Here is a 22,630-nt window from a genome sequence, read left to right as displayed (position 1 = left end):
TCATGCCTCAGACATTCAAAGCGGCCGTCGTACAGATGGCCTCCGTGCCTGACAACGCGATCGCTACCGCCGGGGCCGCCGCCGGGCGGCTACGCGAAGCGGCGGCGAATGGAGCAAGGCTCGTCGTTTTTCCGGAGGCTCTGGTCGGTGGCTACCCCAAGGGAGCAAGCTTTGGCGCGCCCATCGGCATGAGGAAGCCGGAAGGACGCGCAGCCTTTGCCCAATACCACGCCGGCGCGATCGACCTCGACGGAGAGGAAGTGGCCATACTGGCTGAAGCCGCCGCGGAAACCGGAGCGTTCGTGGTTATCGGCGTCATCGAGCGTGATGGCGCCACGCTCTATTGCACCGTGCTTTATTTCGATGGCGAACGGGGACTTGTGGGCAAGCATCGCAAGCTGATGCCGACAGCCGGAGAGCGATTGATCTGGGGCTTCGGCGATGGCTCCACCATGCCGGTGTTTCGCACGGATATCGGCACCATTGGCGCGGTGATCTGTTGGGAAAACTACATGCCTGCCTTGCGCATGCATATGTATCATCGGGGAGTGACGCTCTACTGCGCACCCACGGCGGACGATCGCGACACCTGGTTGCCGAGCATGCAGCATATCGCGCTCGAAGGACGTACTTTCGTGCTGACCGCCTGCCAGTACATCACGCGAGCGGCGTTTGGCTCCAACCATGAAAGTGCATTGGGAGACGACCCGGGTCTGGTGATGATGCGCGGTGGGTCCGCCATCATCAGCCCACTCGGCAAGGTTCTTGCCGGTCCCGACTTCACCGGCGAGACGATCCTCTATGCGGATATCGATCCGGGCGAAGTCATGCGGGCCAAGTTCGATTTCGATGTCACGGGTCACTACGCGAGGCCCGACGTCTTCAGCCTCGTGGTAGATACACGGCCAAAGCCGGCGGTCCGCGAAATCTGATGCGCTTCGACCTTGAGGATGTCGGCACGCAGAACGCTTACAAGCTGCTGGCCGCGACCGTCATGCCTCGGCCGATCGCCTGGGTGGTGACACGGGATGTTCAAGGGCGCGTGAATGCTGCGCCGTACAGCTTCTTCAATGTCATGGGTTCGGCGCCGCCCACCATAGCGCTCGGCATCCTTGCCAGCCCGGAACGAGGCTTCAAGGATACGGCTCGCAACATCCTCGATACCGGCGAGTTCGTGGTCAACCTCGTGCCCGAGCGGTTGGTAAAGGCCATGAATGTCACCTCGATCGACGCACCACCAGGGATTGAGGAATTGAAGCTGGCGGAACTGGAAACCACACCATCGGATCGGGTGCGGCCACCCCGTATCGCCGAAAGCCCGGTCGCCTTCGAATGTGTTTCCCTGTCGACGGTTGAAACCGGGCCGGCGCAGCTTGTCGTCATAGGCCATGTGCGAACAGTGCACATCGCCGACGAGTTCGTGCTGGACCCTGACCGGGCCCACATCGACACCCCGAAACTCGACCTCGTCGCCCGGTCGTACGGCAGCGACTATGTGCGCAGCCGCGATACCTTCAGTCTGGTGCGCCCGACCTGGCGCGAACACCAGTCCGCCTTGGCGGAGATTCTGTCGGACAAGCCATAATTTTCGAAAATCCTATTGACAAATTGCGCGCGGCGATAAAACTTAACTGGCAAGTAAAGAAAATCGCAAAAACAGCGATACATCAATGGGAAGGAAGCGATGCTGCAAGAGCGCATCGAAGGGAAGTGGCTTGCCTGCTTCCGGCGGGTTTTCGCACTCAACGCCATCAGCGCGGGCACCAAGGTGGCCGTGCTGTCGGAAACGCAGTCACGGCCAATCCTGGTGCATCTCTCTGATCTGGCGCTGCACGATCTCGGCGCCCAGTACTGCATGATCCAGATGCCGACGCCGCGTCAGACGGCGCCGGTTCCGGTGAAATCGACCGGCACATCCTGGGCCATCCAGCAGAACCGCGCCGTCATCGAAGCGCTGAAGCGCGTGGAAGTCATCGTTGACTGCACGGTGGAGGGGCTGATCCACGCTCCGGAATGGCCGGAGATCGAGGAAGCCGGCAATACGCGCCTGCTGGTGGTCTGCAACGAACATCCGGAAATCCTCGAGCGCACCGAGCCAATGGCCGAGCTCGGCCCGAAGGTAGCGCTGGGCGTACAGATGTTGCGCGAGGCCAAGGAGATGCGTGTCACCTCCGCTGCCGGTACGGATCTCGCCATCGATCTCCGTGGCGCGCCCTGCGGCGGCACGCCGGGCTTCGGCACCAGGCCAGGCGACGTCGCGCATTGGCCGGGTGGCCTGTGCCTGGCGTTTCCGGGCCAGAACAGCGTCAACGGCCGCATCGTCATGGACGTCGGCGACATGAACCTGACGTTCAAGTCCACGCTGACCAGCCGCATCGACTTCACGGTCGAAAGCGACTTCGTCACCGCCATCAAGGGCGACGGCATCGATGCCATTCATTTCCGCGAATACATGGAAGCCTGGGAAGACCGCAACGCCTACGGCATGAGCCATGTCGGCTGGGGCATGCATCCGCGCGCACGCTGGGTGTCGGCCGCGATGTACGACAAGCGCGACATGCAGGCCGTCGAATTTCGCGCGCTGGCGGGATCGTTCCTCTGGTCGACGGGAGCCAACCAATATGCCGGGCGCTACACCCTCGGCCATTTCGATCTGCCGATGCGCAACTGCACGATCACGCTCGACGGAACGGTCGTCGTCAAGAACGGCGTCCTGCAGGGCGAACTGGCGCTTTGACGCCTCTGGAGAAAGACCAAGAATGAGCGAGATTTCCGACTATTACGACCTGTCGCGCATCCGGCCGGAGGTCCAGAAGGTCCTCAACCGCGTCAACGAGCTTGGCCGTGAACGCTTCGCCGGCCGCGCCAAGGGCGTTGACGACGATGCATCCTTCCCGGTCGAAAACTACAGGGATCTCGCCGAAGAAGGTTTTCTCGGCCTCTGCATACCGGAGGAGTTCGGCGGCTGGGGCTTTTCGATGTTCGAATACGCCATGGTCGGCGCCGAAATCGGCAAATACTGCGGCGCCACCGCGCTGACCTTCAACATGCACAATTCGTCGATGGCATGGTCGCGTTTCATGTTCGAGATGCCGAACCTGTCCGCCGAGGAGAAAGCGACCTTCGCGCCGTTGCGCGAACGCCAGTTCCGCCGCGCCATCGCGGAGAAGGCGATCTTCTCCCAGCCGATCTCCGAAGGTGGCCAGAACTGGACCTCGAAGCCCAACCAGACCCAGTGCCGCAAGGTGGACGGCGGCTGGATGATCAATGGCTTCAAGAAGTTCGCGTCTCTTGCCGGCTACTGCGACTACTACACCATCGTCTGCACCGAAGTGTTCGAAGGCCAGGAGCCCAGGCACGAGGATACCATGCTGTTCGTCGTCCACAAGGACACACCGGGCCTGTCGGTCAGGGGCGATTGGGACCCGCTCGGTATGCGCGGCACCAACAGCCGCGACCTGATCCTGAAGGATGTCTTCGTTCGTGCCGACGACCTTTTGATGCCGCGCGGTATCTTCAACAAGACGCTGCCCAACTGGCCGCATATGATGATCACGCTCTCGCCGACCTATATGGGCGTTGCGCAAGGCGCCTATGATTTCATGGTCGACTACCTCAAGGGCAGGATCCCCGGGCAGCCGCCGGTCGACCGCCGCATGTACGCCACCAAGCGTATCGCCGTCGGCAAGATGTATGCGCGACTGGCCAACATGCGCGCGCTGTGGTGGCAGGCTTTCGGCGAATCCAAAGGCTTTCCCAACAAGGCGGAAGTGCAGCGCATGTATGCCGCCCAGTACAATGTGATGGAGGGTGCCGCAGAGATGACTTCCATGGCGATCCGCACATGCGGTGGCCAGTCGATGCTCAAGTCGTTGCCGCTGGAGCGCATGTACCGCGACAGCCGCTGCGGCGCCCTGATGCTGCCGTTCACCTCCGAAATCATGGAGGACTATCTCGGCGTGCTGTCCCTTTACGAAATGGACGAGCTCGACCATGCCCCAGGGGACGAGGGCGGTGCGCGTACTTCGCTATGGCGAGGCGACAGCGGCAGCGGCGCCCGCGCGGTCCGGTAACCAGCATGGCGCGCGATCAGGTCCAGGTCATCGGCCACAGCCCTGCTTCGCCAGAGGCGGTGTGGGCTGTTGCCCGCGATTTCAGCGGGCATTGGCATCCGGGCATCGCAACCATTCGCGCCGAGCACGACGCACGAGGATCGCTGGTGCGTGCGTTCACGGCACATGGCGAGGCCACGCTCTATCGCGAGCGTCTGACCTTTCTCAGCGATAGCGACCGTTCGCTGGCCTATACCCATCTGGAAGGCATCGCCGGCATCGACCATTACGATGCCCGCCTGACCGTTTCATCGACCGAAGAGGGCGGCAGCAGCATCGAGTGGCTTGCCGATGTCGAAGCGTTGGATGCTGCGCGCGCCGCCTCCGTATGTCAGGGGACAAGGCCGATTTTTGAGGCCGGTATCGACGCACTTTTCAAGCAGGCAAGGCGTCAGAGCGAAACTCAGACCGGCGCGGTGTTTCCCTCGATCGAAGTCGAGGATCTCAACTTTGGGGAGACACCGCGCCTGGCATTGACGGTCACGCCAAGGAAGCAAGGACCGCTTTGCCTGTTCCTGCATGGCATTGGCGGCGGACGTACCAACTGGCTGCCGCAACTCATGGCGGCGGGAAATCTTCTGCGAGCGGCTGCGTTTGACCTGCGCGGGTATGGCGACAGTTCGCTCGGGTCGAACCAGTCCACCATCGATGACTATTGTGCCGACATCCTGCGTGTTCGAGAGCTACTTGGCGTGGACCGACTGGTGCTGGTGGGGCTTTCCTACGGTTCGTGGATAGCCACATCCTTTGCCATGCGTCATCCGGAGCTGTTGGCTGGCCTTGTGCTCTCTGGTGGCTGCACGGGCATGTCCGAGGCTGGCGTGGAGGAGCGGGAAGCTTTTCGCGTCAGCCGGCTGGTGCCGATCGATGCCGGCCAGACGCCTGCGGATTTCGCACCATCGGTGGTGAAGGTACTGGCCGGGCCGAACGCGTCGGATGCGATCAAGACGCAATTGCTGCAATCCATGGCCGCGATACCGGCCACCACCTATCGCGATGCACTGCTCTGTTTCACGAACCCGCTGGAGCGCTTCGATTTTTCGCGCCTGAACATGCCGGTTCTCATGATGACGGGCGAACATGACCGGTTGGCTGCGCCGGCCGAGATCCGTGGTGTCGCGGAGCGTATCCTGGCCGAGGCTGGGATGCCCGACGTCCGCTACGAGACAATCGCGGATGCCGGGCACGTCTGCAATGTCGAACAGCCGGCGGCCTACAACCGCATCCTGCTGGAATTCCTTGGAAAGCTGCCGAAATGACCATTCTTCCGCGTCGTCAGCAGAACCGGATCATTCGCGAACGGCGCATCCTCGATGCCGCCCTGAAGGTGTTTTCCGAGACCGGCTATTCGGGTGCCACCATGGATGCGGTCGCCATCCAGGCCGGTCTGTCGAAGCCGACGCTCTACCAGTATTTCGAATCCAAGGAAGCGCTCTTTTCGGCCATGCTGCTGGGCGAGCGTGACCTGATGCTGGAATTCTTCCAGCATCCGTCCGGCGACGGCATGGTGGCGGACCTTCTGGGCTTCGCCTGGGATTATGCGGACACGGTCCTGCGCCCCGATCTGCTCTCGCTCGCCCGTCTGATCATCGGCGAAGTGCATCGTTTCCCCGAGATCGGTCACGCCTATCAGGAGTCCGGGCCTGACCGGCTTCTGCGCGGCATCATGGAATATCTCGAAGGGCGCCGGGCCGATGGCCAACTGGTGTTCGAGGAAGCTGAACTGGCGGCGCAGGATCTCTGGGGCCTGATCCTGTCGGCCCCCAGAACCCAGGCTCTCTATATGCCGGATCACCTGCCGGATCGGGCTCAGATCGAACGCTACATAAACAATGGTTTGCGCGTCTTCCTCAGGGCCTATTCAACCCGGCCGGCAGAGGACGTCACCACATTAGAAGCGCTCATAAGCGCCCATTCCCTGCAGCAGGTGGAACATGACAGTTGATGAATATCTGGCCGATCCGACCAGTCGGTTTGCTACAGTTGCCATGGTCGACACAAACGGGCTTCTGCGCGGGCAGATGGTGTCAGCCGGCAGCCTGAAAGGCATCGCCAAAAGTGGCATGGGCATGTCGCCCGTCACGCTGGCGCTCGATCCGACCGACGTGATCCAGCTCGTCCCGGGCGTTACAGACGGCACCTCGGATTTCCACGACGATCCGCTCGTTCTCGATACGTCGACGACGCGGCGCTTGCCCTGGTCCAAGCCCGGGCACGATCTGCTGGTGTTGTCCAACTATTCGGGCGAGACGGCGCAGCTCTGCCCGCGTTCGATCCTGAAGCGGGTTCTCGATCGTGTCGGCGATGCCGGATACGTGCCGCGCTATGGCATGGAGCTCGAATACACGCTGTTCGACGAGACGACGGAGAGCGCGCGCGCCAAAGGCTATCGCAATCTCAAGACCGCGACGCATCACAACAGCCACGATCTCGTGCTCTACCAGGTAGAGCAGACGGAATGGTATGAAGCGGTCGCTGCGATGTGTGAGCCGCTGCGCATCGACCTCGCCAAGATGCACGAGGAAATCGGTGGCGGCTTCCTCGAGGCTTGCATCGCGGCGGGCGAGGGACTGGAGCCGGCCGACCAACTGGTGCTGCTGAAGAATTTCCTGCGCGCGCTCGCACAGCGGCAAGGCAAATGCGTCACCTTCATGCCGCGCTGGACGGAAGCGGCCGACAGCCAGTCGATCCACGTTCATGTCTCCCTGAAGGATCGTGATGGGAAGTCTGTTTTCCATAACCCGTCCCAGAAGAACGCCGTGTCGCAGACCTTTCGTCATTTCCTGGGCGGCCTGCAGACATACATCGGCGACCTGACGCTGCTGTTCCAGCCAACGGTCAATTCCTATCGCCGTTTTGCACCGGGCACATTCGCGCCGCCGGGTCTCAGTTGGGGCTACGAGAACCGCACCACCTGCTTCCGCATCGTGGGGCATGACGCAGGCTCGCTGCGGGTCGAGAACCGTCTGCCGGGCGCCGACACCAATCCATATCTCACCGTCGCCGCGACCGTCGCGGCCGGGATAGCAGGCATCCTGGAAAAGATCGAACCCGAGCCAGAGACCATCGGCAACGGCTACAGCCAGGAACCGGCACGCGATTTCGCACGTTCCATGCCCGAGGCGATCGAACGGTTGCGTGGATCCGCCTTTGCCAAGGACTGGTTTGGAGCCCGCTTCGTCGAGGCATTTTCCTCGACGCGTGGAAGCCAGCACGACGAGTTCCGGCGCAAGGTTCCCGATGTGGAGCTGGAACGTTTCTTTGACCTGGGATGAATGCCATGGATACGGACCTGCGTGCCCATTTTCTGGAAGGCATGAGCCGGGTTGCCTCCGCCGTCACCGTGGTAACGACGGATGGTGAAGCAGGACGCTTCGGGGTCACCGTTTCATCGATGACGTCGGTCTCGGCAGATACGTTCCGGCCGTCCCTGCTGGCCAGTATCCATCATTTGAGCCCAGCCGGCGAGGCGATCCGAAAGAACCGGCGCTTTTGCGCCAATGTGCTGAGCGGCAACCAGAGTTTTGTTTCCGACCTGTTTTCCGGCCGCCTCAAACATCTGAACGATGACAGGTTCAGTGCGATCCCCTGGCACGGTGGCGCGACCGGGTCCCCGATCATCGACGGCGCCATCGTCTCGCTGGATTGCGAGCTGAAGACCGCCTTGCTTTGGGGCACGCATTTCATCCTCATCGGTGAGGTCGAGCAGATCGAGCTGTCCAGGCAACGCTCGCCGCTTGTCTATGCCAATCGCGGCTATCGTCGCGCTGTTCCAATCGCGCCCGACGATCATCAGTCGCACCGCCCGGAAAACCAGTTGCGTGTCGGTTTCTTCATCACGCTTGGCCCGGAATTCGTGCCTTCCATTGTGGCAGACTTTGCCAATCAGTCGCCGGCCGTCGATCTTAGCCTGCTGGAGGCGGATCACGACGACCTTGTCGAGCAGATGCGTGCCGGCAAGATCGAGGCCGCCATCACGTTCGGGACCGTCGACGAGCCGGAGCTTGAAACGGAAGTGCTATGTCCCCCAGCACCGCATGTGCTGCTGAACGCGGATCACCCGCTTGCAACAATGACCAGCCTCAGTGTGGCAGACGTCGCCGACCTGCCGATGATCCTGCTGGATTACCCGTCTGTCCGCAGCGCCGTCGCCGCCCTCTTCGAACGCAACCAACTGAAGCCGCAGATCCGGCTGCAGTCGCCTTCACTGGCGATGGTGCGTGGATTGGTGGCGCAAGGCCTGGGCTACTCGATCGTTCCGCAGGAGCCGCAGAACAAGACCGGGCCTGACGGCACGGAAATCCGCGCCATTCCGCTTCACGGCGATTTCCCGGAAGGTGCCGTTGTTGCAGTCGCACAGCGTGCGGACCACAGGAGCCGGCTGGCAACGGATTTCATTTCGAAGTGCAGGAAGTCGTTTCGACAAACATCACAATAAGCACCGCCAAACGGTGACAAATGGGAGAGGGACTATGGCTCAGGAACAGGCTATCGATAGTGCAGGGAGCAACCAGCTCCGCAAGAATTCGCTGGGACTGATTGCAGTCACCTTCATGGTGATTTCGGCGGCAGCGCCGCTCACTGGCGTGGCCGGGGCGATGCCGCTGGCGTTCATGCTGGGTAATGGTACCGGCGTCCCCGCGACTTTCGTCTTCGTGACGCTGGTGATGCTGGCTTTTGCGGCAGGCTATGTCGCCATGTCGCGCTACGTCACCAATGCCGGCGCCTTTTACGCCTATGCGGCGCGCGGCCTGGGCGGGCGCACCGCTGGTGCGGTGGCAGTCACCGCGCTCGTTGCCTACAACGCCATGCAGTTTGGGCTGATCGGCCTGTTCGGCGGCATCGCCAGCGGCATCTTCGGGCAGTTCGGCCTGATGCTGCCGTGGTGGGGTTGGAGCCTTCTTGCGCTGTTGCTGGTCGGCTTTCTCGGTTACCGGCAGGTGGACCTATCGGCCAAGGTTCTCGTCTTCGTGGTGGCGCTGGAATATCTGGTGGTGCTCATCGTCGACTTCGCCATCCTCGGTAAGGGTGGGGCCAACGGGCTCTCAATGAACTTCTTCGACCAGAACGCGATCTTCTCGGGTTCGCTGACAGCAGCGATCCTGTTTTGCATGGGCTGCTTCATCGGCTTCGAGGCGACGACGATCTACGCCGAAGAAGCACGCGATCCGGAAAAGACGATACCGAGGGCAACCTACCTTTCGGTACTGATGATCGGCATCTTCTTCATCTTCACGACGTGGCTGCTGATCGTCGGTGTCGGCGCAGACAAGCTGGTTCCGACAATCCAGGCGTTGCCCGATCCTTCCATCTTCTTCTTCGACCTAGCTGGTCAATATGCCGGCAGCGCTGTGGCCACCATTGCCGGCATCCTCCTTGTGTCCAGCCTGTTTGCGGCACTCTCGGCCTTCCACAATTACATCGCACGCTACAGCTATGTCGCGGGTCGCGAAGGCCTGTTGCCGGCGGCGTTCGGCCAGACGCACGATACCCACCAGAGCCCACATGTCGGTTCGGTGGTGCAGACCGCTGGAGCACTGGTCGTGCTGGCGCTGTTTGCCGGACTTGGACTGGATCCGGTGCTCAACATGTTCACCTGGATCAGCCAGGTCGGCACGTTGGGCGTACTGGCGATGATGACCGTGACTTCGGTCGCGGTGATCGCCTTCTTTCGTCGGTCAGGCCATACGGGTTCGGCTCTGACGACGCTCATCCTGCCACTGGTATCCGGCCTGGTGATGGCGGGGTTGTTTGTCTACATCTTCCTGCACTTCGGCGATCTGACCGGAACGACCGGCGGTGCGCTCGGTATCATCCTGCCATCGTTGATTCCGGCTGCCGCAATCGTGGGCTACATTCTCGCCCTACGTCTGCAGCGGACCGACCCCGCGCGTTTTGCGCGAATGGGATTCAACCGGGACTGATCCTTTCTGCGCCATCAGGACGCCGCCGGATAAATGATGGTCCGGCGGCCTCCCTCAGCGATTGATCGACTGGAACAGCTTGTCGAGAAGTTTCACCAGTGTCTGCTGTTCCCGCTTGGAGAGGTCGACGAACATGTCCCGGTTTAGTCTCCATGCGAAATCCATCACCTCTGCGTAGAGCTTTTCCGCAGCATCGGTGAGCGAGAGCAGGATTGAACGGCGATCCTCGGCGCTTGTCGTCTTTGTCAACAATTCGCGCTTGATCAACCCTGTTACATAGCGACTCACCTGAGCCTCGTCCTGCTGTGTCGCGTTCGCCACTGCGCGGACCGACGGCGTCTCGAGATAGTGAATCGCCGCCAGCGTCCGCCATTCGCCCAGGGTCAGTTTGTAGTCGCTCATCAGCATCGCATGAGCTTGCCGATCATTGACCTTGGTCAGCAGCGCCAGCCGATATGAAAACAGATCGCGGATGTCGCGCGGGTAGACCCATGGTGCCGGCGTAGCGTCCATCTCATCGTCGTATCGCTCTACATTATTGGTTGACATTGTCAGGTAATTATCCTTGATATTATCAAATAAAAATGTGCCACGAAAACTGGCTCCCCGCAAGAAGGGACCATGGAGGAGAACATCATGCCGAGACTTTTCGGAAGACAGATCGGCTGCAAGATTGCCGCGGCTGTTGTTGCCGGCGCTGCCCTTGTCGCGGGTATCAGCGCAGCAGGCGCGGAAAACGCCAAGCTCAGATTTGCCTATCTGCTGGCCGATTCCGACCTGCCCATTCTTGTTGCGCAAAAGAACGGCGACTTCGCCAAAGCCGGGCTGGATGTCGAACTGACGGAAGTGCAAGGAGGGCCTGCCGTAGTTGCCGCTATCGCATCCGGTTCGGCTGATGTCGGCTACGCTTCGCCGGTGCCGCCGATCAACGCCCGCATCAACGGTATCAACGTCAAGATGGTCATGGCTCTGGGGCACGAAGTCGATCCGGACAAGAAATTCTCCTGGCTGGTGGCTTCAAAGGCTTCGGCCGTTGCGGATCTCGCCGGCCTGAAGGGCAAGAAGGTCGCGGTCAACGCGAACGGTTCGCTTTGCGTGCTGACCTTGAGCGATCATATGGCAAAGGTCGGCCTCAAAATGGAGGATGTCGAGCTGGTCGTGTTGCCATTTCCGCAGCAGGAGGCCGCTCTCGAACAAGGCGCGATCGACGCGACATGTACCGTCAATCCCTTCTTTTCATCGATTGCCAAGAACCAGGCTATCGGCGTCAAGATCCTGGCACAGGGCGTGCTTGCCGATGAGCGCGACCCCGTGCTGAATGACGTCATTTTCGCCACCGACGAGTTCATTGCGAAGAACCCGGATATGCTGAAGACGTTCGGCAAGGTCATCTTCGATACCCGCCAGAAACTGCTGGCAGACAGGGGGGCGATGGAAGCCGCGGCAACCGAATTCCTTGGTTTGACACCCGAAGCTGCCAAGGATTTCAAACTGCCCGTGGTGAAGCCCGAGCTGACCATTTCCGAGGCTGAGGTCCAGGTACTGCTCGATGCCATGAAGCGCGCGGGCATGCTCACCCAGGAAGTTCCGGTCAAGGACATGGTCTCCAACATGGCTCCTTGAGAGGAGCAAGAGCGGCTGCCGAGGGAGGAAACTGTGGACGTGGTGTTGGAAGCTCGGCAACTGGCGAAAGCTTACGGCGTGGGCAGAGATGCGCTTCAGGTGCTGGGCGGCATCTCGTTCGCCGTCGGCAGGGGGGAGTTCGTCTCGATCGTCGGGCCATCGGGATGCGGCAAGACAACCCTGTTGTTTGCCCTTGCCGGGCTGCAGAGGGCAAGCACGGGCACAGTGATCTTCAATGGACGACCCGTCACCGCGCCGCCGCGCGGGGTGGCAGTGGTGTTCCAGGACTATTCACGGTCACTTTTCCCATGGAAGAACAACCGCGACAATGTGGCTTTTGGCATGGTGCGGGTTGAAGGCTTGTCTTCGCTTCAAAAGCGCGACAAGGCCCAGGAGATGCTGGAGGCTGTCGGCCTTCAAGGCTTTGAAGACAAGTACCCCTGGCAGTTGTCTGGAGGCATGCAGCAGCGCGTTGCCATTGCACGGGGGCTGGCATCACAAAGCGAACTCCTGCTGCTTGATGAGCCTCTGGCCGCGGTCGACGCACAGACGCGTGCCGACATGCAAGACCTCCTGCTCGATCTCGCGATGCGTTTCCAGCAGACCTGCCTGCTGGTGACACATGATGTCGAAGAAGCCGTCTACATGGCCGACCGCATCGTGGTGCTGACACGCCGCCCGACCGTCGTGGACCACGAGGTTGTCATCGACCTGGGCAAGCAGCGTGATCAGATAACCACACGCGAGGATCACAGATTCCTTGCCGCGCGCCATGACGTCATGATGAGCATTCGGTCATCACGTTCCGCCGCACCGGTCACGGCAGCCTGAACATGGGGTCTTTCCGGCTTCTGGAGATTTTGGCCGGGTTCCGCGCCATGATCTCGTTCCTGATCATAATTCTCATCTGGCAATCGATCGCCTCGCTCGGCCTGGTACCGCAAAAGTACTTTCCCAGTGTCCTCGCGATCGCCGTCGGCTTTCGCGACATGGTGATGTCCGGCGAGCTTGTTCCGGCCGAATTTCGCACGATTTCCCGCGCCCTGTTCGGGGTCGCATCCGCTTCGTTGCTAGGTATCGGCCTTGCCGTGCTGGGGGATCTGTTCCCATCCTTTCGCCGCGGCTTTGCGCCCATCGCCGCGCTGGTGCAACCCATCCCACCCGCGGCCCTCGTGCCCATGGCTGTCTTCATGCTCGGACTGGGACCCAAGCTCTATGCCTTCATCGTCATCCTGGTCACAGTCTGGCCTCCGTATTTCAACGGCGTGGCGGCGCTCGCAAGCGTATCTGATGTCCAGATCCGCACCGGCCAGATGCTAGGGCTGAGCCGGTGGCAGATTCTGCGGCAAATCAAACTTCCCGCCGCCATGCCGGAGATATTCGCGGGTATCCGCTATGCCTCGAGCATCAGCCTGATCGCGGTTGTCGTTGCCGAAATGCTTGCTGGTCACGACGGCCTGGGTTTCCTGCTCATCCGCAAAGCCTTCGCCATTCGCATCCCTGAGGTTTACGCGCTGATGTTCGTCTGTGCCCTGAACGGCCTGATCATGAACACGGCCGTCAATGGATTGCGCTGGAGATTGGCCGGATGGCAGTTGCGTATGGCGGGGCAGACGGCATGAGCGTTTTACCCAATCGCCAAGGCTACAGTGCTCTCGTCCTGCCTGTCGTTCTTCTGCTCGCCTGGCAGGTTCTGGCGTGGCGCGCGTCGACGCCGCTGTTTCCCGGTCCGGGGCAGGTGGCGGTTTCCATCTGGCGGCTCTATCCGCAGATCGTCGCGCAGATTGGCTACACCTTGATGCGCGCTGCAGCTGGCTTCTTGGTCGCTGCGGTCATCATGATCCCTCTGGGCATCCTGCTTGGTCGCCTGAAGACGGTTGGGTCTGTGCTGGAACCGATCCTGGACATGCTGGCGACATTGCCGCCACCGGCTGTCGTCCCGATCGTCATGCTCTTTGCTGGAGCCGGCGATGCCGCGAAAATCGCGGTCATTGCCTATGCCGCCGGCATTCCGCTGATCATGAATGCCTATGAGGCATCCAAGACCCTGCACCCGATGGCGACGCTGGTGGCACGTTCCCTGCGCCTGCGGCGTCTCGAAACGATGGCGTTCATCGACCTGCCGGCGTCCCTGCCGATGATCGCGACCGGCGTTCGCCTGGCTGTCGCCTCGGCTTTGCTGGTCAGTGTCACGGCGGAAATGCTGCTCGCCACCAACGGCATCGGTGTCTTCCTGCAGCGCCAGCAGGAGAATTTTCAAATCGCCAATGGATTGGCAGCTATCGCCTTCATTTCCATCGTCGGCCTGATCGTCAACGACCTCGTCCAGCGACTGGAGCGACGTCTGCTCTTTTGGCACTACCGCCTGGACCTGCACAATGAGAGGTGACTGATGCGCCGGAACGTCCTTTTTATCATGTGCGACCAGTTGCGTTTCGACTATCTCAGCTGCGCCGGACACAAGACACTGGCCACACCGAACATCGACCGTCTTGCCAGCCGCAGCGTGCGTTTCACCAACGCCTACGTGCAGTCGACGGTTTGCGGTCCGTCGCGCATGAGCGCCTATACGGGACGCTATATGCGGTCGCACGGTTCGACCCAGAACGGTGTCCCGCTGCGCGTGGGAGAACCCACGCTTGGCGATCACCTGCGCGAGATCGGCGTCCGCTGCGCGCTGATCGGCAAGACACACATGACGGCAGACCATGAGGGCATGGAGCGTCTCGGCATCAGCGCGGATTCCATTATCGGGATCCATCTTTCTGAATGCGGATTCGAGCCCTATGAGCGCGACGACGGGCTTCATCCGTCAAGCAGCTACGATCCCGACCCGGCCTATGACGCCTATCTGCGAGAGCAGGGGTTCGATGCCGAAAACCCATGGGAACATTGGGCCAATTCCGGCGAAGGCAAGCAAGGCGAGAACCTCAACGGCTGGCTGCTGGTCCATGCTGACAAGGCCGCCCGCATCCCGGAAGAGCATTCCGAGACGCCCTACATGACGCGTCGCGCGATGCGCTTCATCGAGGAGGCCGAGGCTGCGAAGCAGCCTTGGTGCGCGCATCTTTCTTACATCAAGCCACACTGGCCCTATATCGTACCCGCGCCTTACCACGCCATGTATGACAGGGATGACGTGCAGCCTGCGGTCCGCAATGAAGGTGAGCGCGTCGCGCCGAACCCGGTCTATGAGGCCTTTCAGCAGGAGCGTTATTCGCGGAACTTCTCTCGGGACGAAGTCAGGGAGAAGGTGATCCCTTGTTACATGGGGCTGATCAAGCAGATCGACGATCAACTCGGCCAGCTGTTCGCCTTCATGGAAGAGCGTGGTCTGTTCGAGAACACGATGATCGTCTTCACGTCAGATCATGGCGACTATCTCGGTGACCATTGGCTCGGCGAGAAGTACATGTTCCACGATGTTTCGGTCAAAGTACCGATGATCATCTACGACCCTTCGAGGCAAGCCGACAGTACCCGCGGCACGACCTCGGATGCGTTGGTCGAGATGATCGATCTGGCCCCGACGTTTCTCGATCATTTCGGCGGCAAACCAAAGTTCCATGTGCTGGAGGGAAGGTCTCTGGCACCGCTGCTGCATGGACCGAAGCCGGAAAACTGGCGGCGTTACGCAATCAGCGAATACGACTATGGCGCCGATCTGGCGCGGCTGAAACTCGACCTTCCTCTCAGCGACTGCCGTCTCTTCATGATCACGGACGGACGCTACAAACTGATCCATGGCGAAGCTGTGCCGCCGATGCTGTTCGATCGAGCGAATGATCCGCATGAGCTCAGCGACCTGGGGCAGAAACCTGAGTTCGCGGATGTCGTCGCGATTTTACGGGGAGCCCTGTTCCACTGGCTGGTTACACCGAAGAACCGCATCACCGTTGAAGACCGTTGGCTCACAGGAGATGACGACAAGCTGCGCCATTTCGATCCCGCCATCGTGCCGGGTATCCTTATCGGCTACTGGGACGAAGACGAACTCGCCGGCGAACACGAGGCCCGAAGCGAATGGCTGAAAAATCAAAAGAACTGATCAGCAAGGCGTGATGCGAGACAGCCTGGTTCGGTGGTGTTAAATCTGCTTCGAGTTGTATCGAAACTCGTTCGGCGTGCAGCGAAAGTTGGCTCTGAAGACGGCGTGGAAATATTGCACGCTCTGAAAGCCGACAAGGCCGGAGATCTCCTTCAAGGAGAGATCACCTTCCTGCAGCAGCTTCTTGGCTTCGTTCAGACGATACTGAATGAGGTATTTTTTCGGGCCGATACCGACGTGCAGCCGGAACAGCTTGCGGAATTGAACCAGGCTCAGCCTGTTTTCGGCAGCCAGGCTCTCGACGGAGATGTCCTGGCTGTAGAAGTCGCGGATTTTCAGCAGTGATTTGCTGATGCGGTGATCCAGTTGCTCCTCACGCGGATGCAGATGGGCGCCGTTGAGAACCTCATTGACCAGGAGCGTCTTGAGGAAGGCGGCGCCCCAGATCTGGCCGGACTGCTCTCCGGTGTTGAAAACGGTGACGAAGCTGCGCAGCTCGTCGAGAACGGCATCGCCGCCGCGCAACCGCCCCTGGGCTTCAGCAAAGAAGTTGAGAAGGGGCACCTGCCAGACATTGGTGATGTGGCAGTGGATGGCGATCATCTCCACGTTGTCGCAGCCGTCGCCGAGCTCGACCATATGCTCGACATTGTCGCGAAGCATGATGAATTCGCCGCGTTCAGCCGTGTGAACTTTGCCCTCGCTGCTAACCTTGATCACGCCGCTGAGCGGAAACAGGAAGAAGCTGTCGTTCACCTTGCGCCATGGCAATGACCATGGCCTGGCAAGGCGCCAGCAGATCGCCGTCAGGATATCGACCCTGAATTCGCCGATGATCCACTGGATGCGTTCGCTGTGCTCCGGCGCGAGCGCCGCGGTCAATTTGTCGGACTCTTCAGCCATTCCCCCTCCCAGTGCCGAAAACCGCAACGATACGCCGTTTATTTACCTAGTCCCGCCTTCCAGCGCTGTTTAGCGTGCCTGCGTTAGACGAAACGGCGGGCGCCCGCAAACGCGCCATTCATAAGAGACTCGCAAGCGAAGACAAGGCGGCACGGACAGGCGGAACGACATCACGAACCGATGCGGCGCGGTCCCGGATTTCATTTCAAGGAAACGACATGACGACTACCGATGCGCCCAGTCGGGCGAACACGCTCGGTTTGATTTCCACCGGTTCGACAATGCATGGCGGGCGTATCGATACCCATCATCATATCCTTCCGCCTGCCTATGCAGCATGGCTCGACCGTCACGGCATCCGCGATGGCGACCGGCCGCTGCCACAATGGAGCGTACAAGGTGCGCTCGACCTCATGGACGACAATGGCATCGCGGCCAGCGTGTTGTCCGTCTCGACGCCCGGTGTTCATCTCGGCGACCACGCCGAAGCCCGTCGCATGGCACGGATCGTCAACGAATTCACAGCTGGGATCGTCAGCCGCCGTCCGGAGCGTTTCGGACATTTCGCGACGCTGCCGCTGCCCGACGTCGACGGTGCGCTCGAAGAGGCCGCTCATGCCTTCGATTGCCTCGATGCCGACGGTATCGTGCTGCTTGGCAATGTCGGCGGAACCTATCTCGGAGACGCCTCGCTGGACCCGCTGATGGCGGAACTGGACCGCAGGGACGCGACGATCCTCGTGCATCCCTGCGCGCTGCCGGGAGCGGAGGTGCCGGGGCTTCCCGCCTATGCGGCGGACTTCCTGCTGGACACCACGAGAGCGGCGATCAATCTGGCCCGGTCCGGGTGCCTGGAGCGGTTTCCGAGATTGAAGATCATCCTGTCGCATGCCGGCGGTTTCCTGCCGTTCGCCGCGCAGCGACTGGCAGCGTCCTGTTCGGTCGACGGCGACAGCGAGGCAGGTATTGCCAGACTGAAACGCTTCTACTTCGACACCGCCTTGTCGAGTTCGTCTTATGCCCTGCCGAGCCTGCTTTCCTTTGCCGAGCCGACGCACATAACATTCGGCAGCGACTGGCCTTTCGCCACCAAGGAGCGCTCCGCATTCTACAGGCAGGTGCTGGATGATTATCCGCTGACGGCAGCGCAGCGCGACGCCATCGGCCGCGGCAATGCGGAGCGCCTGCTGCCGCGGCTTGCCCATGCGCCTAGCAGACGCACCAATGGATGACTTCGTCTACAGCATCAATCCGGGCCGAGTGGTTTTCGGCACCGGGACGCTGGCGCGCCTGAGCGACGAGGCGGAACGGCTCGGCATCCAACGTGCCCTGGTGGTCAGCACATCTTCGCAGCGTCAGGTCGAGCAAGCCGTTTCGCATCTGGGAATGCGTGCGGCCGGGGTTTTCACCGGCGCGAAAATGCATACGCCATTGCCCGTCACCGAGGCGGCGATGGCGGCGCTTGCCGCTTGCGACGCCGACGGAATTGTCGCGATCGGGGGCGGGGCGGCGATCGGTCTCGCCAAGGCGCTGGCGCTGCGCACCGATCTTGCCCAGATCGCCATTCCGACCACCTATGCGGGGTCGGAAATGACGGCCATCCTGGGTGAGACCGACAACGGAAAGAAGGTGACGCGGACAAGCGGCAGGATCCTGCCGGAAGCCGTGATCTACGACGTTGCGCTGACTTTCAGCTTTCCAGCCTCTCTCTCGGGCGCCAGCGGTCTCAATGCGATCGCCCATGCCGTCGAGGCACTGTATGCGCGCGACCGTAATCCGATCATCGACCGACTGGCCATGGAAGGCATTTCGGCGCTTGCCAAAGCATTGCGGCGCATCGTTCAAGAGCCACAGGACCATGATGCACGGACGTGGGCTCTCTACGGCGCCTTTTTGTGCGGAAGCTGTCTTGGATCCGTCGGCATGGGGCTTCATCACAAGCTTTGCCACACGCTCGGCGGCCTGTTCGACCTGCCTCATTCGCAGACCCATGCAAGCGTGTTGCCGCATGCTGTCGCCTACAATGCGAGTGCGGCGCCACACGCCATGGCCGGGATCGCCGCCGCACTCGATGCGCCCGATGCTGCCCTCGGCCTATACGATCTTGCCGGTGCGGTCGGGGCGAACCGCTCGCTCGCCGAGCTCGGCATGGCACGCCATCGTCTCGATGAAGCCGTGAGCCTCGCGCTGCAGGATCCGTACTGGAACCCTCGTCCGCTGGAACGGGAAGGCATCCGTTTCCTGCTCGAACGCGCTCTCGAAGGGGCGCCGCCACAGGCTTGATCTGTACTGGCAAAATCCACGCGCTGCCGAAAACCGCAATAGTTCATCGTTTGTCAAACTATCCACTGTCGTGGACGGACATTAATCATGGCTGTCGATGAAGATGTGGAATGCATTTTATTCTAGGGAGTCGAATGTGAGTGCTTATGGAATTCATCACGTAACCATTTTCTGCGGTGACGCGCAGCAGAACGTCGATTTTTACACGGATGTACTGGGCCTGCGTTTCGTCAAGAAGACGGTCAATTTCGACGACCCTGAAGTCTATCATTTCTATTATGGGGACGAGGGCGGGCGGCCCGGTTCGATCATAACCTTTTTTCCGTCAGAGAAGGCTGCGGGCCAACTCGGTGCCGGGCAGGCGATGGAGACCAGCTATCGCGTGCCGGCAAAAGCCATCGACTACTGGGTTCGACGCCTGGCTGAAAAGGGCGTGAGTGCAGATCCCGTTGAACGGCGTTTTGGCGAGATGGTCTTGCCGTTCCGTGATGGCGACGGAGTCCGCCTGGCCCTGGTCGGCGTGCATGGAGCCGAGGTCGAGCCGGCATTCGCTGGCGCGGACGTATCGCAGGAACATGCGCTGCGCGGTTTCCACGGTGTCAGCTTGCTGGAGCGCGATGCGGCGCAGACGGCTGCAATCCTGAGCGATGTGCTGGGCTTCACCCCGGTCGCCTTCGAAGCATCGGTGACACGGTTCCAGGCCGGTGACACCATCTGTGGCGGCATCATTGACATCCATGTCGACCGAACCGCACATGAAGGCCGACTGGGGCCGGGTTCCATCCATCATGTCGCCTTTCGCGCTGCCGACGATGGCCAGCAGGCTGAAATGGCAAGGAAGCTCGCCGAAACGCATGCCCTTACGGTGACACAACAGCTGAACCGCAACTATTTCCGATCGATCTATTTCACCGAACCCGGCGGGGTGCGTTTCGAAATCGCGACCGACGAGCCGGGTTTCGCGGTTGACGAGCCGGTGTCCGATCTCGGCCGGAACCTGAAGTTGCCGCCCTGGCTGGAAGCTCGCCGCCCGGCGATCGAAGCAGCGCTGCCCAGCATCGACTGACATGTCGTTACCATCATTGGCTGCGACCGGGTGTGCATCCGGTCGTCGACCGCTCCAGTTCGCAATGGCGTTGTCCGCGGGAATTCCGACATGACCAGCCCGGAGCTTTCGTTCGTTCATCAGTTCGTGCCGGGAAAGGGGGTGCCGATCCTCCTCCTGCATGGCACTGGCGGCGACGAGAAGGCGCTTTTGCCATTCGGCAAATCGGTCGCGCCGGCAAGCCCCTTGCTGTCGCCGCGCGGGAAGGTGCTCGAAGACGGAAAATGCCGGTTCTTTCGGCGGTTTGCCGAAGGCGTGCTGGATGAGGAGGACGTTCGTCGGCAGGCCGAGGCGCTGGCCGACTTCATCGATGCGGCACGTGCTTTCTACCGATTGCCGCCACCGCTGGCGGTTGGCTTCTCCAACGGTGCAAACATTGCGGCTGCCATGCTCCTGTTGCGACCGCAGGTGCTTGCCGGTGCGGCGCTCTTGCGCCCCATGCAGCCTCTGCGGGAACCTCCCGTGTCCGACCTCGCCGGAAAATCCGTTCTTATCGTTGCGGCGGAAGACGACGCCATCATTCCTCCGGGCGATGGCGAGCGCCTCGAGGACAGCTTCCGGCAAGGTGGCGCGGCAGTCATGAGCCGGACATTGGCCGAGGTCGGGCATGAACTCTCGCCGATCGACGAGGACATCGTTGCTGCCTGGCTGCGCGGGCTGACGGGAAAGAGCGCGCTCTAGGTCTTTGCTACCATCGTCCTATCGAGGCGGCGTGCGGGCGTGATTGTCGCACGCCGCCATTGCATTTTCCGAAGCTGCTGGTGGGGTCGAGAGGCTGCGTCGGGCGCTGCGCGAGCGGCCGTGCCTGGCGGTGTCGGAGGCCATTCGGGCGTTTCATCTGTCGGTATCGAAAAATGCAATACTCTGCCGGTTGTTGGACTATTGGCGCTTCCGCCAAGCTGCCAGAAATCCAGCAGCAAATGTCGAGGCTCGTTTCGATCCATCGACACAAGGCGACAGCGAGCTCCGACTGCTAAGGAAGCTTTGGCTGTTGGCGAGAACAAGGGCGGACAAACCGCCCTCATGGAGGGGAAGAAATGATCTCGAGACGAACTGTTCTGGCAATGGGTGGCGGCCTGTCCTTGCTGCCATGGGTAGGAAAGCTGGCCGCGCAGGAAGCCAAGCAGCCTTCGGCGGGAGGCGTGCTTCGCGTTGCCGTCTATGACGACCCCAGGAGCATCTTTTCGCCGATCGAAACCGGCGACCTGGAACTGACGATCGGGTCCAAGATCTTCGAAACGCTGTTGCGTCTCAGGGCCGACAATTCATTCGAGGGCGTGCTGGCGGAATCGTGGAAGTATTCGCCGGATGGAACCCAGTACGAATTCCGGCTGCGCGACGGTATCCATTTCCACGACGGCAAGCCGCTGACGTCCGAGGACGTCGCGTTCTCGATCCTGCAACTTGGCAAGAAGTACAATGCCTTCGGCAGCACCTTGTTCGCCAATGTGACGTCGGCCGATCTGCCGGATGCGCGGACCGTCGTCTTCAAGCTGGCCAAGCCGATGCCGCCATTTCCGTTCCTCGGCATGCTGGCAGCATTCGGGCCGATTGCTCCGAAACACCTCTACGACGTCGCCGATGTCCTGAAGAACCCGCAGATCAACAAACCGGTCGGTTCGGGCCCGTTCCGGTTCAAGGAATGGAACCGCACCTCTTCGATCGTGCTCGACCGCAATCCAGAATATCGCGAAAAGGCGCAGCCCTACCTCGACCAGATCGTCTTCCGCATCATCACCGATCCGGGTGCCCGCGCCGCGGCGTTCGAGGCCGACGAGATCGATGCCGGCGTCAACAGCCCGGTCAGCAAGGCGGATCTGAAGCGCATCGCCGAACTGCCGTTCATCGCCGTCGATGCAACCGGCAACAAGGCAACCGAGGGCGTCAACGCGCTCGAGGTCAACCTGCGCAGGAAGGAACTGTCGGATGTGCGGGTTCGCCGCGCCATTTCCATGGCGATCGACCGTGCCTTCATCTGCAACGCCGTCTACTCCGGCATGGCCGCACCGGCGCGCGGACCGATCCGTTCCGACAGTTTCCTGTTCGAGCCCGCGCTGCCGGAACTTGCCCTGAACGTCGAGGAGGCAAACAAGCTGCTTGACGAAGCCGGCTATCCCAAGGGCGCTGATGGCTGGCGGTTTACGCTCAACATCGACCCGAACGGCGACGACCTCAACGTCATCGGCGAATACATCAAGCAGGCGATCGCCAACATCGGCATCAACGGCAACATCATCGTTTCCGACTACGCGACCCACAATGCACGCATCTATACCGACTACGATTTCGACCTCTCGATCCAGGTGATCAGCACATTGGTCGATCCGCAGATCTCGGTGTTCGACTACTACTGGTCGAAAGCCATCAGCAAAGGCCGCTGGCAGACCAATGCCACCGATTATCGCAACGAGGAGATGGACAAAGCCATCGACGTCGCGGAGTCGGCCATCGATCCCGACCAGCGCCTGGCGGCCGTTCGACAGATACAGACGATCGCGGCTCGCGATCTGCCGCTGATCCCGCTTGTCGAATATGAAAGTCACAACGTCTTCAACAAGCGGGTCCAGCTGGGTTCCACCGGACCGGTATGGCCGCTGCAGAACTGGGCAGATGCCTGGCTCGAGAAATGATG

At 61.0% G+C, this 22,630-nt stretch carries 21 protein-coding genes; 19 read left to right on the top strand and 2 right to left on the bottom strand.

Features of this window, described 5'->3' with window-relative positions; all coding sequences use genetic code 11:
- Nucleotides 1–2: 2 nt before the first annotated feature.
- From AC3WTO_RS16610 to AC3WTO_RS16570, 9 genes are all read left to right on the top strand, one after another.
- Nucleotides 3–932: a carbon-nitrogen hydrolase family protein gene (locus tag AC3WTO_RS16610; RefSeq protein WP_492461848.1), complete on the top strand. Its 930-nt coding sequence runs from the start codon at nt 3–5 to the stop codon at nt 930–932.
- Nucleotides 932–1,585 carry a flavin reductase family protein gene (locus tag AC3WTO_RS16605; RefSeq protein ID WP_492461847.1) on the top strand — a complete coding sequence of 218 codons (654 nt, stop codon included), beginning with the start codon at nt 932–934 and terminating at the stop codon, nt 1,583–1,585. The genes AC3WTO_RS16610 and AC3WTO_RS16605 overlap by 1 nt, the downstream gene beginning before the upstream one ends.
- Nucleotides 1,586–1,684: 99 nt before the next feature.
- Nucleotides 1,685–2,737, top strand: coding sequence for a 2,5-dihydroxypyridine 5,6-dioxygenase NicX family protein (locus AC3WTO_RS16600; RefSeq protein ID WP_492461846.1), 1,053 nt, complete (start codon nt 1,685–1,687; stop codon nt 2,735–2,737).
- Nucleotides 2,738–2,759: 22 nt separating this feature from the next.
- Nucleotides 2,760–4,073 (top strand): acyl-CoA dehydrogenase family protein, encoded by a 1,314-nt coding sequence (locus tag AC3WTO_RS16595; protein ID WP_492461845.1) that lies wholly within the window; start codon nt 2,760–2,762, stop codon nt 4,071–4,073.
- A gap of 5 nt (nt 4,074–4,078) precedes the next feature.
- Nucleotides 4,079–5,371 (top strand): alpha/beta fold hydrolase, encoded by a 1,293-nt coding sequence (locus AC3WTO_RS16590; protein WP_492461844.1) that lies wholly within the window; start codon nt 4,079–4,081, stop codon nt 5,369–5,371.
- Entirely contained in the window at nt 5,368–6,057 is a 690-nt protein-coding gene (locus tag AC3WTO_RS16585; protein ID WP_492461843.1) for a TetR/AcrR family transcriptional regulator, read from the top strand. Before AC3WTO_RS16590 ends, AC3WTO_RS16585 begins: the two co-directional genes overlap by 4 nt.
- A complete protein-coding gene (locus tag AC3WTO_RS16580; protein ID WP_492461842.1) occupies nt 6,047–7,387 on the top strand; it encodes a glutamine synthetase family protein in 1,341 nt (446 codons plus the stop codon). Before AC3WTO_RS16585 ends, AC3WTO_RS16580 begins: the two co-directional genes overlap by 11 nt.
- 5 nt (nt 7,388–7,392) lie before the next feature.
- Nucleotides 7,393–8,550: a LysR substrate-binding domain-containing protein gene (locus tag AC3WTO_RS16575; RefSeq protein WP_492461841.1), complete on the top strand. Its 1,158-nt coding sequence runs from the start codon at nt 7,393–7,395 to the stop codon at nt 8,548–8,550.
- A 34-nt stretch (nt 8,551–8,584) separates the two neighbouring features.
- Complete coding sequence (locus AC3WTO_RS16570) at nt 8,585–10,036, top strand: APC family permease (RefSeq protein ID WP_492461840.1); 1,452 nt, start codon at nt 8,585–8,587, stop codon at nt 10,034–10,036.
- 54 nt (nt 10,037–10,090) lie between these two features.
- On the opposite strand, the gene AC3WTO_RS16565 is transcribed toward AC3WTO_RS16570, so the two are convergent.
- On the bottom strand, nt 10,091–10,585 hold the full coding sequence (locus AC3WTO_RS16565) for a MarR family winged helix-turn-helix transcriptional regulator (protein WP_492461839.1): 495 nt from the start codon (nt 10,583–10,585) through the stop codon (nt 10,091–10,093).
- A gap of 87 nt (nt 10,586–10,672) precedes the next feature.
- Between AC3WTO_RS16565 and AC3WTO_RS16560 the strand changes: the two genes are divergently transcribed.
- The 5 genes from AC3WTO_RS16560 to AC3WTO_RS16540 are packed head-to-tail and all read left to right on the top strand — an operon-like array spanning nt 10,673 to nt 15,707.
- Nucleotides 10,673–11,659 carry an ABC transporter substrate-binding protein gene (locus tag AC3WTO_RS16560; protein WP_492461838.1) on the top strand — a complete coding sequence of 329 codons (987 nt, stop codon included), beginning with the start codon at nt 10,673–10,675 and terminating at the stop codon, nt 11,657–11,659.
- Between the two features lie 39 nt (nt 11,660–11,698).
- The gene (locus AC3WTO_RS16555) at nt 11,699–12,490 is read left to right on the top strand and encodes an ABC transporter ATP-binding protein (RefSeq protein ID WP_492461837.1); all 792 of its coding nucleotides are present in this window, start codon (nt 11,699–11,701) and stop codon (nt 12,488–12,490) included.
- A gap of 47 nt (nt 12,491–12,537) precedes the next feature.
- Nucleotides 12,538–13,281 (top strand): ABC transporter permease, encoded by a 744-nt coding sequence (locus AC3WTO_RS16550; protein WP_492461836.1) that lies wholly within the window; start codon nt 12,538–12,540, stop codon nt 13,279–13,281.
- A complete protein-coding gene (locus tag AC3WTO_RS16545) occupies nt 13,278–14,048 on the top strand; it encodes an ABC transporter permease (protein ID WP_492461834.1) in 771 nt (256 codons plus the stop codon). Before AC3WTO_RS16550 ends, AC3WTO_RS16545 begins: the two co-directional genes overlap by 4 nt.
- Nucleotides 14,049–14,051: 3 nt before the next feature.
- Nucleotides 14,052–15,707, top strand: a complete 1,656-nt coding sequence (locus AC3WTO_RS16540; RefSeq protein ID WP_492461833.1) for an alkaline phosphatase family protein — start codon at nt 14,052–14,054, stop codon at nt 15,705–15,707.
- A gap of 39 nt (nt 15,708–15,746) precedes the next feature.
- Here AC3WTO_RS16540 and AC3WTO_RS16535 read toward each other — a convergent pair whose 3' ends face one another.
- The gene (locus AC3WTO_RS16535; protein ID WP_492461832.1) at nt 15,747–16,610 is read right to left on the bottom strand and encodes a helix-turn-helix transcriptional regulator; all 864 of its coding nucleotides are present in this window, start codon (nt 16,608–16,610) and stop codon (nt 15,747–15,749) included.
- 218 nt (nt 16,611–16,828) lie between these two features.
- Here AC3WTO_RS16535 and AC3WTO_RS16530 point away from each other — a divergent pair, with 218 nt between their 5' ends.
- The 5 genes from AC3WTO_RS16530 to AC3WTO_RS16510 all read left to right on the top strand — a co-directional run bounded on the left by AC3WTO_RS16530 (nt 16,829) and on the right by AC3WTO_RS16510 (nt 22,628).
- Entirely contained in the window at nt 16,829–17,842 is a 1,014-nt protein-coding gene (locus AC3WTO_RS16530) for an amidohydrolase family protein (protein ID WP_492461831.1), read from the top strand.
- Nucleotides 17,835–18,893: a maleylacetate reductase gene (locus tag AC3WTO_RS16525; RefSeq protein ID WP_492461830.1), complete on the top strand. Its 1,059-nt coding sequence runs from the start codon at nt 17,835–17,837 to the stop codon at nt 18,891–18,893. The genes AC3WTO_RS16530 and AC3WTO_RS16525 overlap by 8 nt, the downstream gene beginning before the upstream one ends.
- A gap of 136 nt (nt 18,894–19,029) precedes the next feature.
- Nucleotides 19,030–19,959, top strand: coding sequence for a ring-cleaving dioxygenase (locus AC3WTO_RS16520; RefSeq protein WP_492461829.1), 930 nt, complete (start codon nt 19,030–19,032; stop codon nt 19,957–19,959).
- A gap of 90 nt (nt 19,960–20,049) precedes the next feature.
- Nucleotides 20,050–20,679 (top strand): alpha/beta hydrolase, encoded by a 630-nt coding sequence (locus AC3WTO_RS16515; protein WP_492461828.1) that lies wholly within the window; start codon nt 20,050–20,052, stop codon nt 20,677–20,679.
- A 356-nt stretch (nt 20,680–21,035) separates the two neighbouring features.
- A complete protein-coding gene (locus AC3WTO_RS16510) occupies nt 21,036–22,628 on the top strand; it encodes an ABC transporter substrate-binding protein (RefSeq protein ID WP_492461827.1) in 1,593 nt (530 codons plus the stop codon).
- Nucleotides 22,629–22,630 lie beyond the last annotated feature (2 nt).

The organism is Mesorhizobium sp. EU05-FHT14A09 (assembly GCF_058790995.1).
Note: the sequence above shows the minus strand (reverse complement) of the source record. Positions and strands in the feature narration are given on the sequence as shown.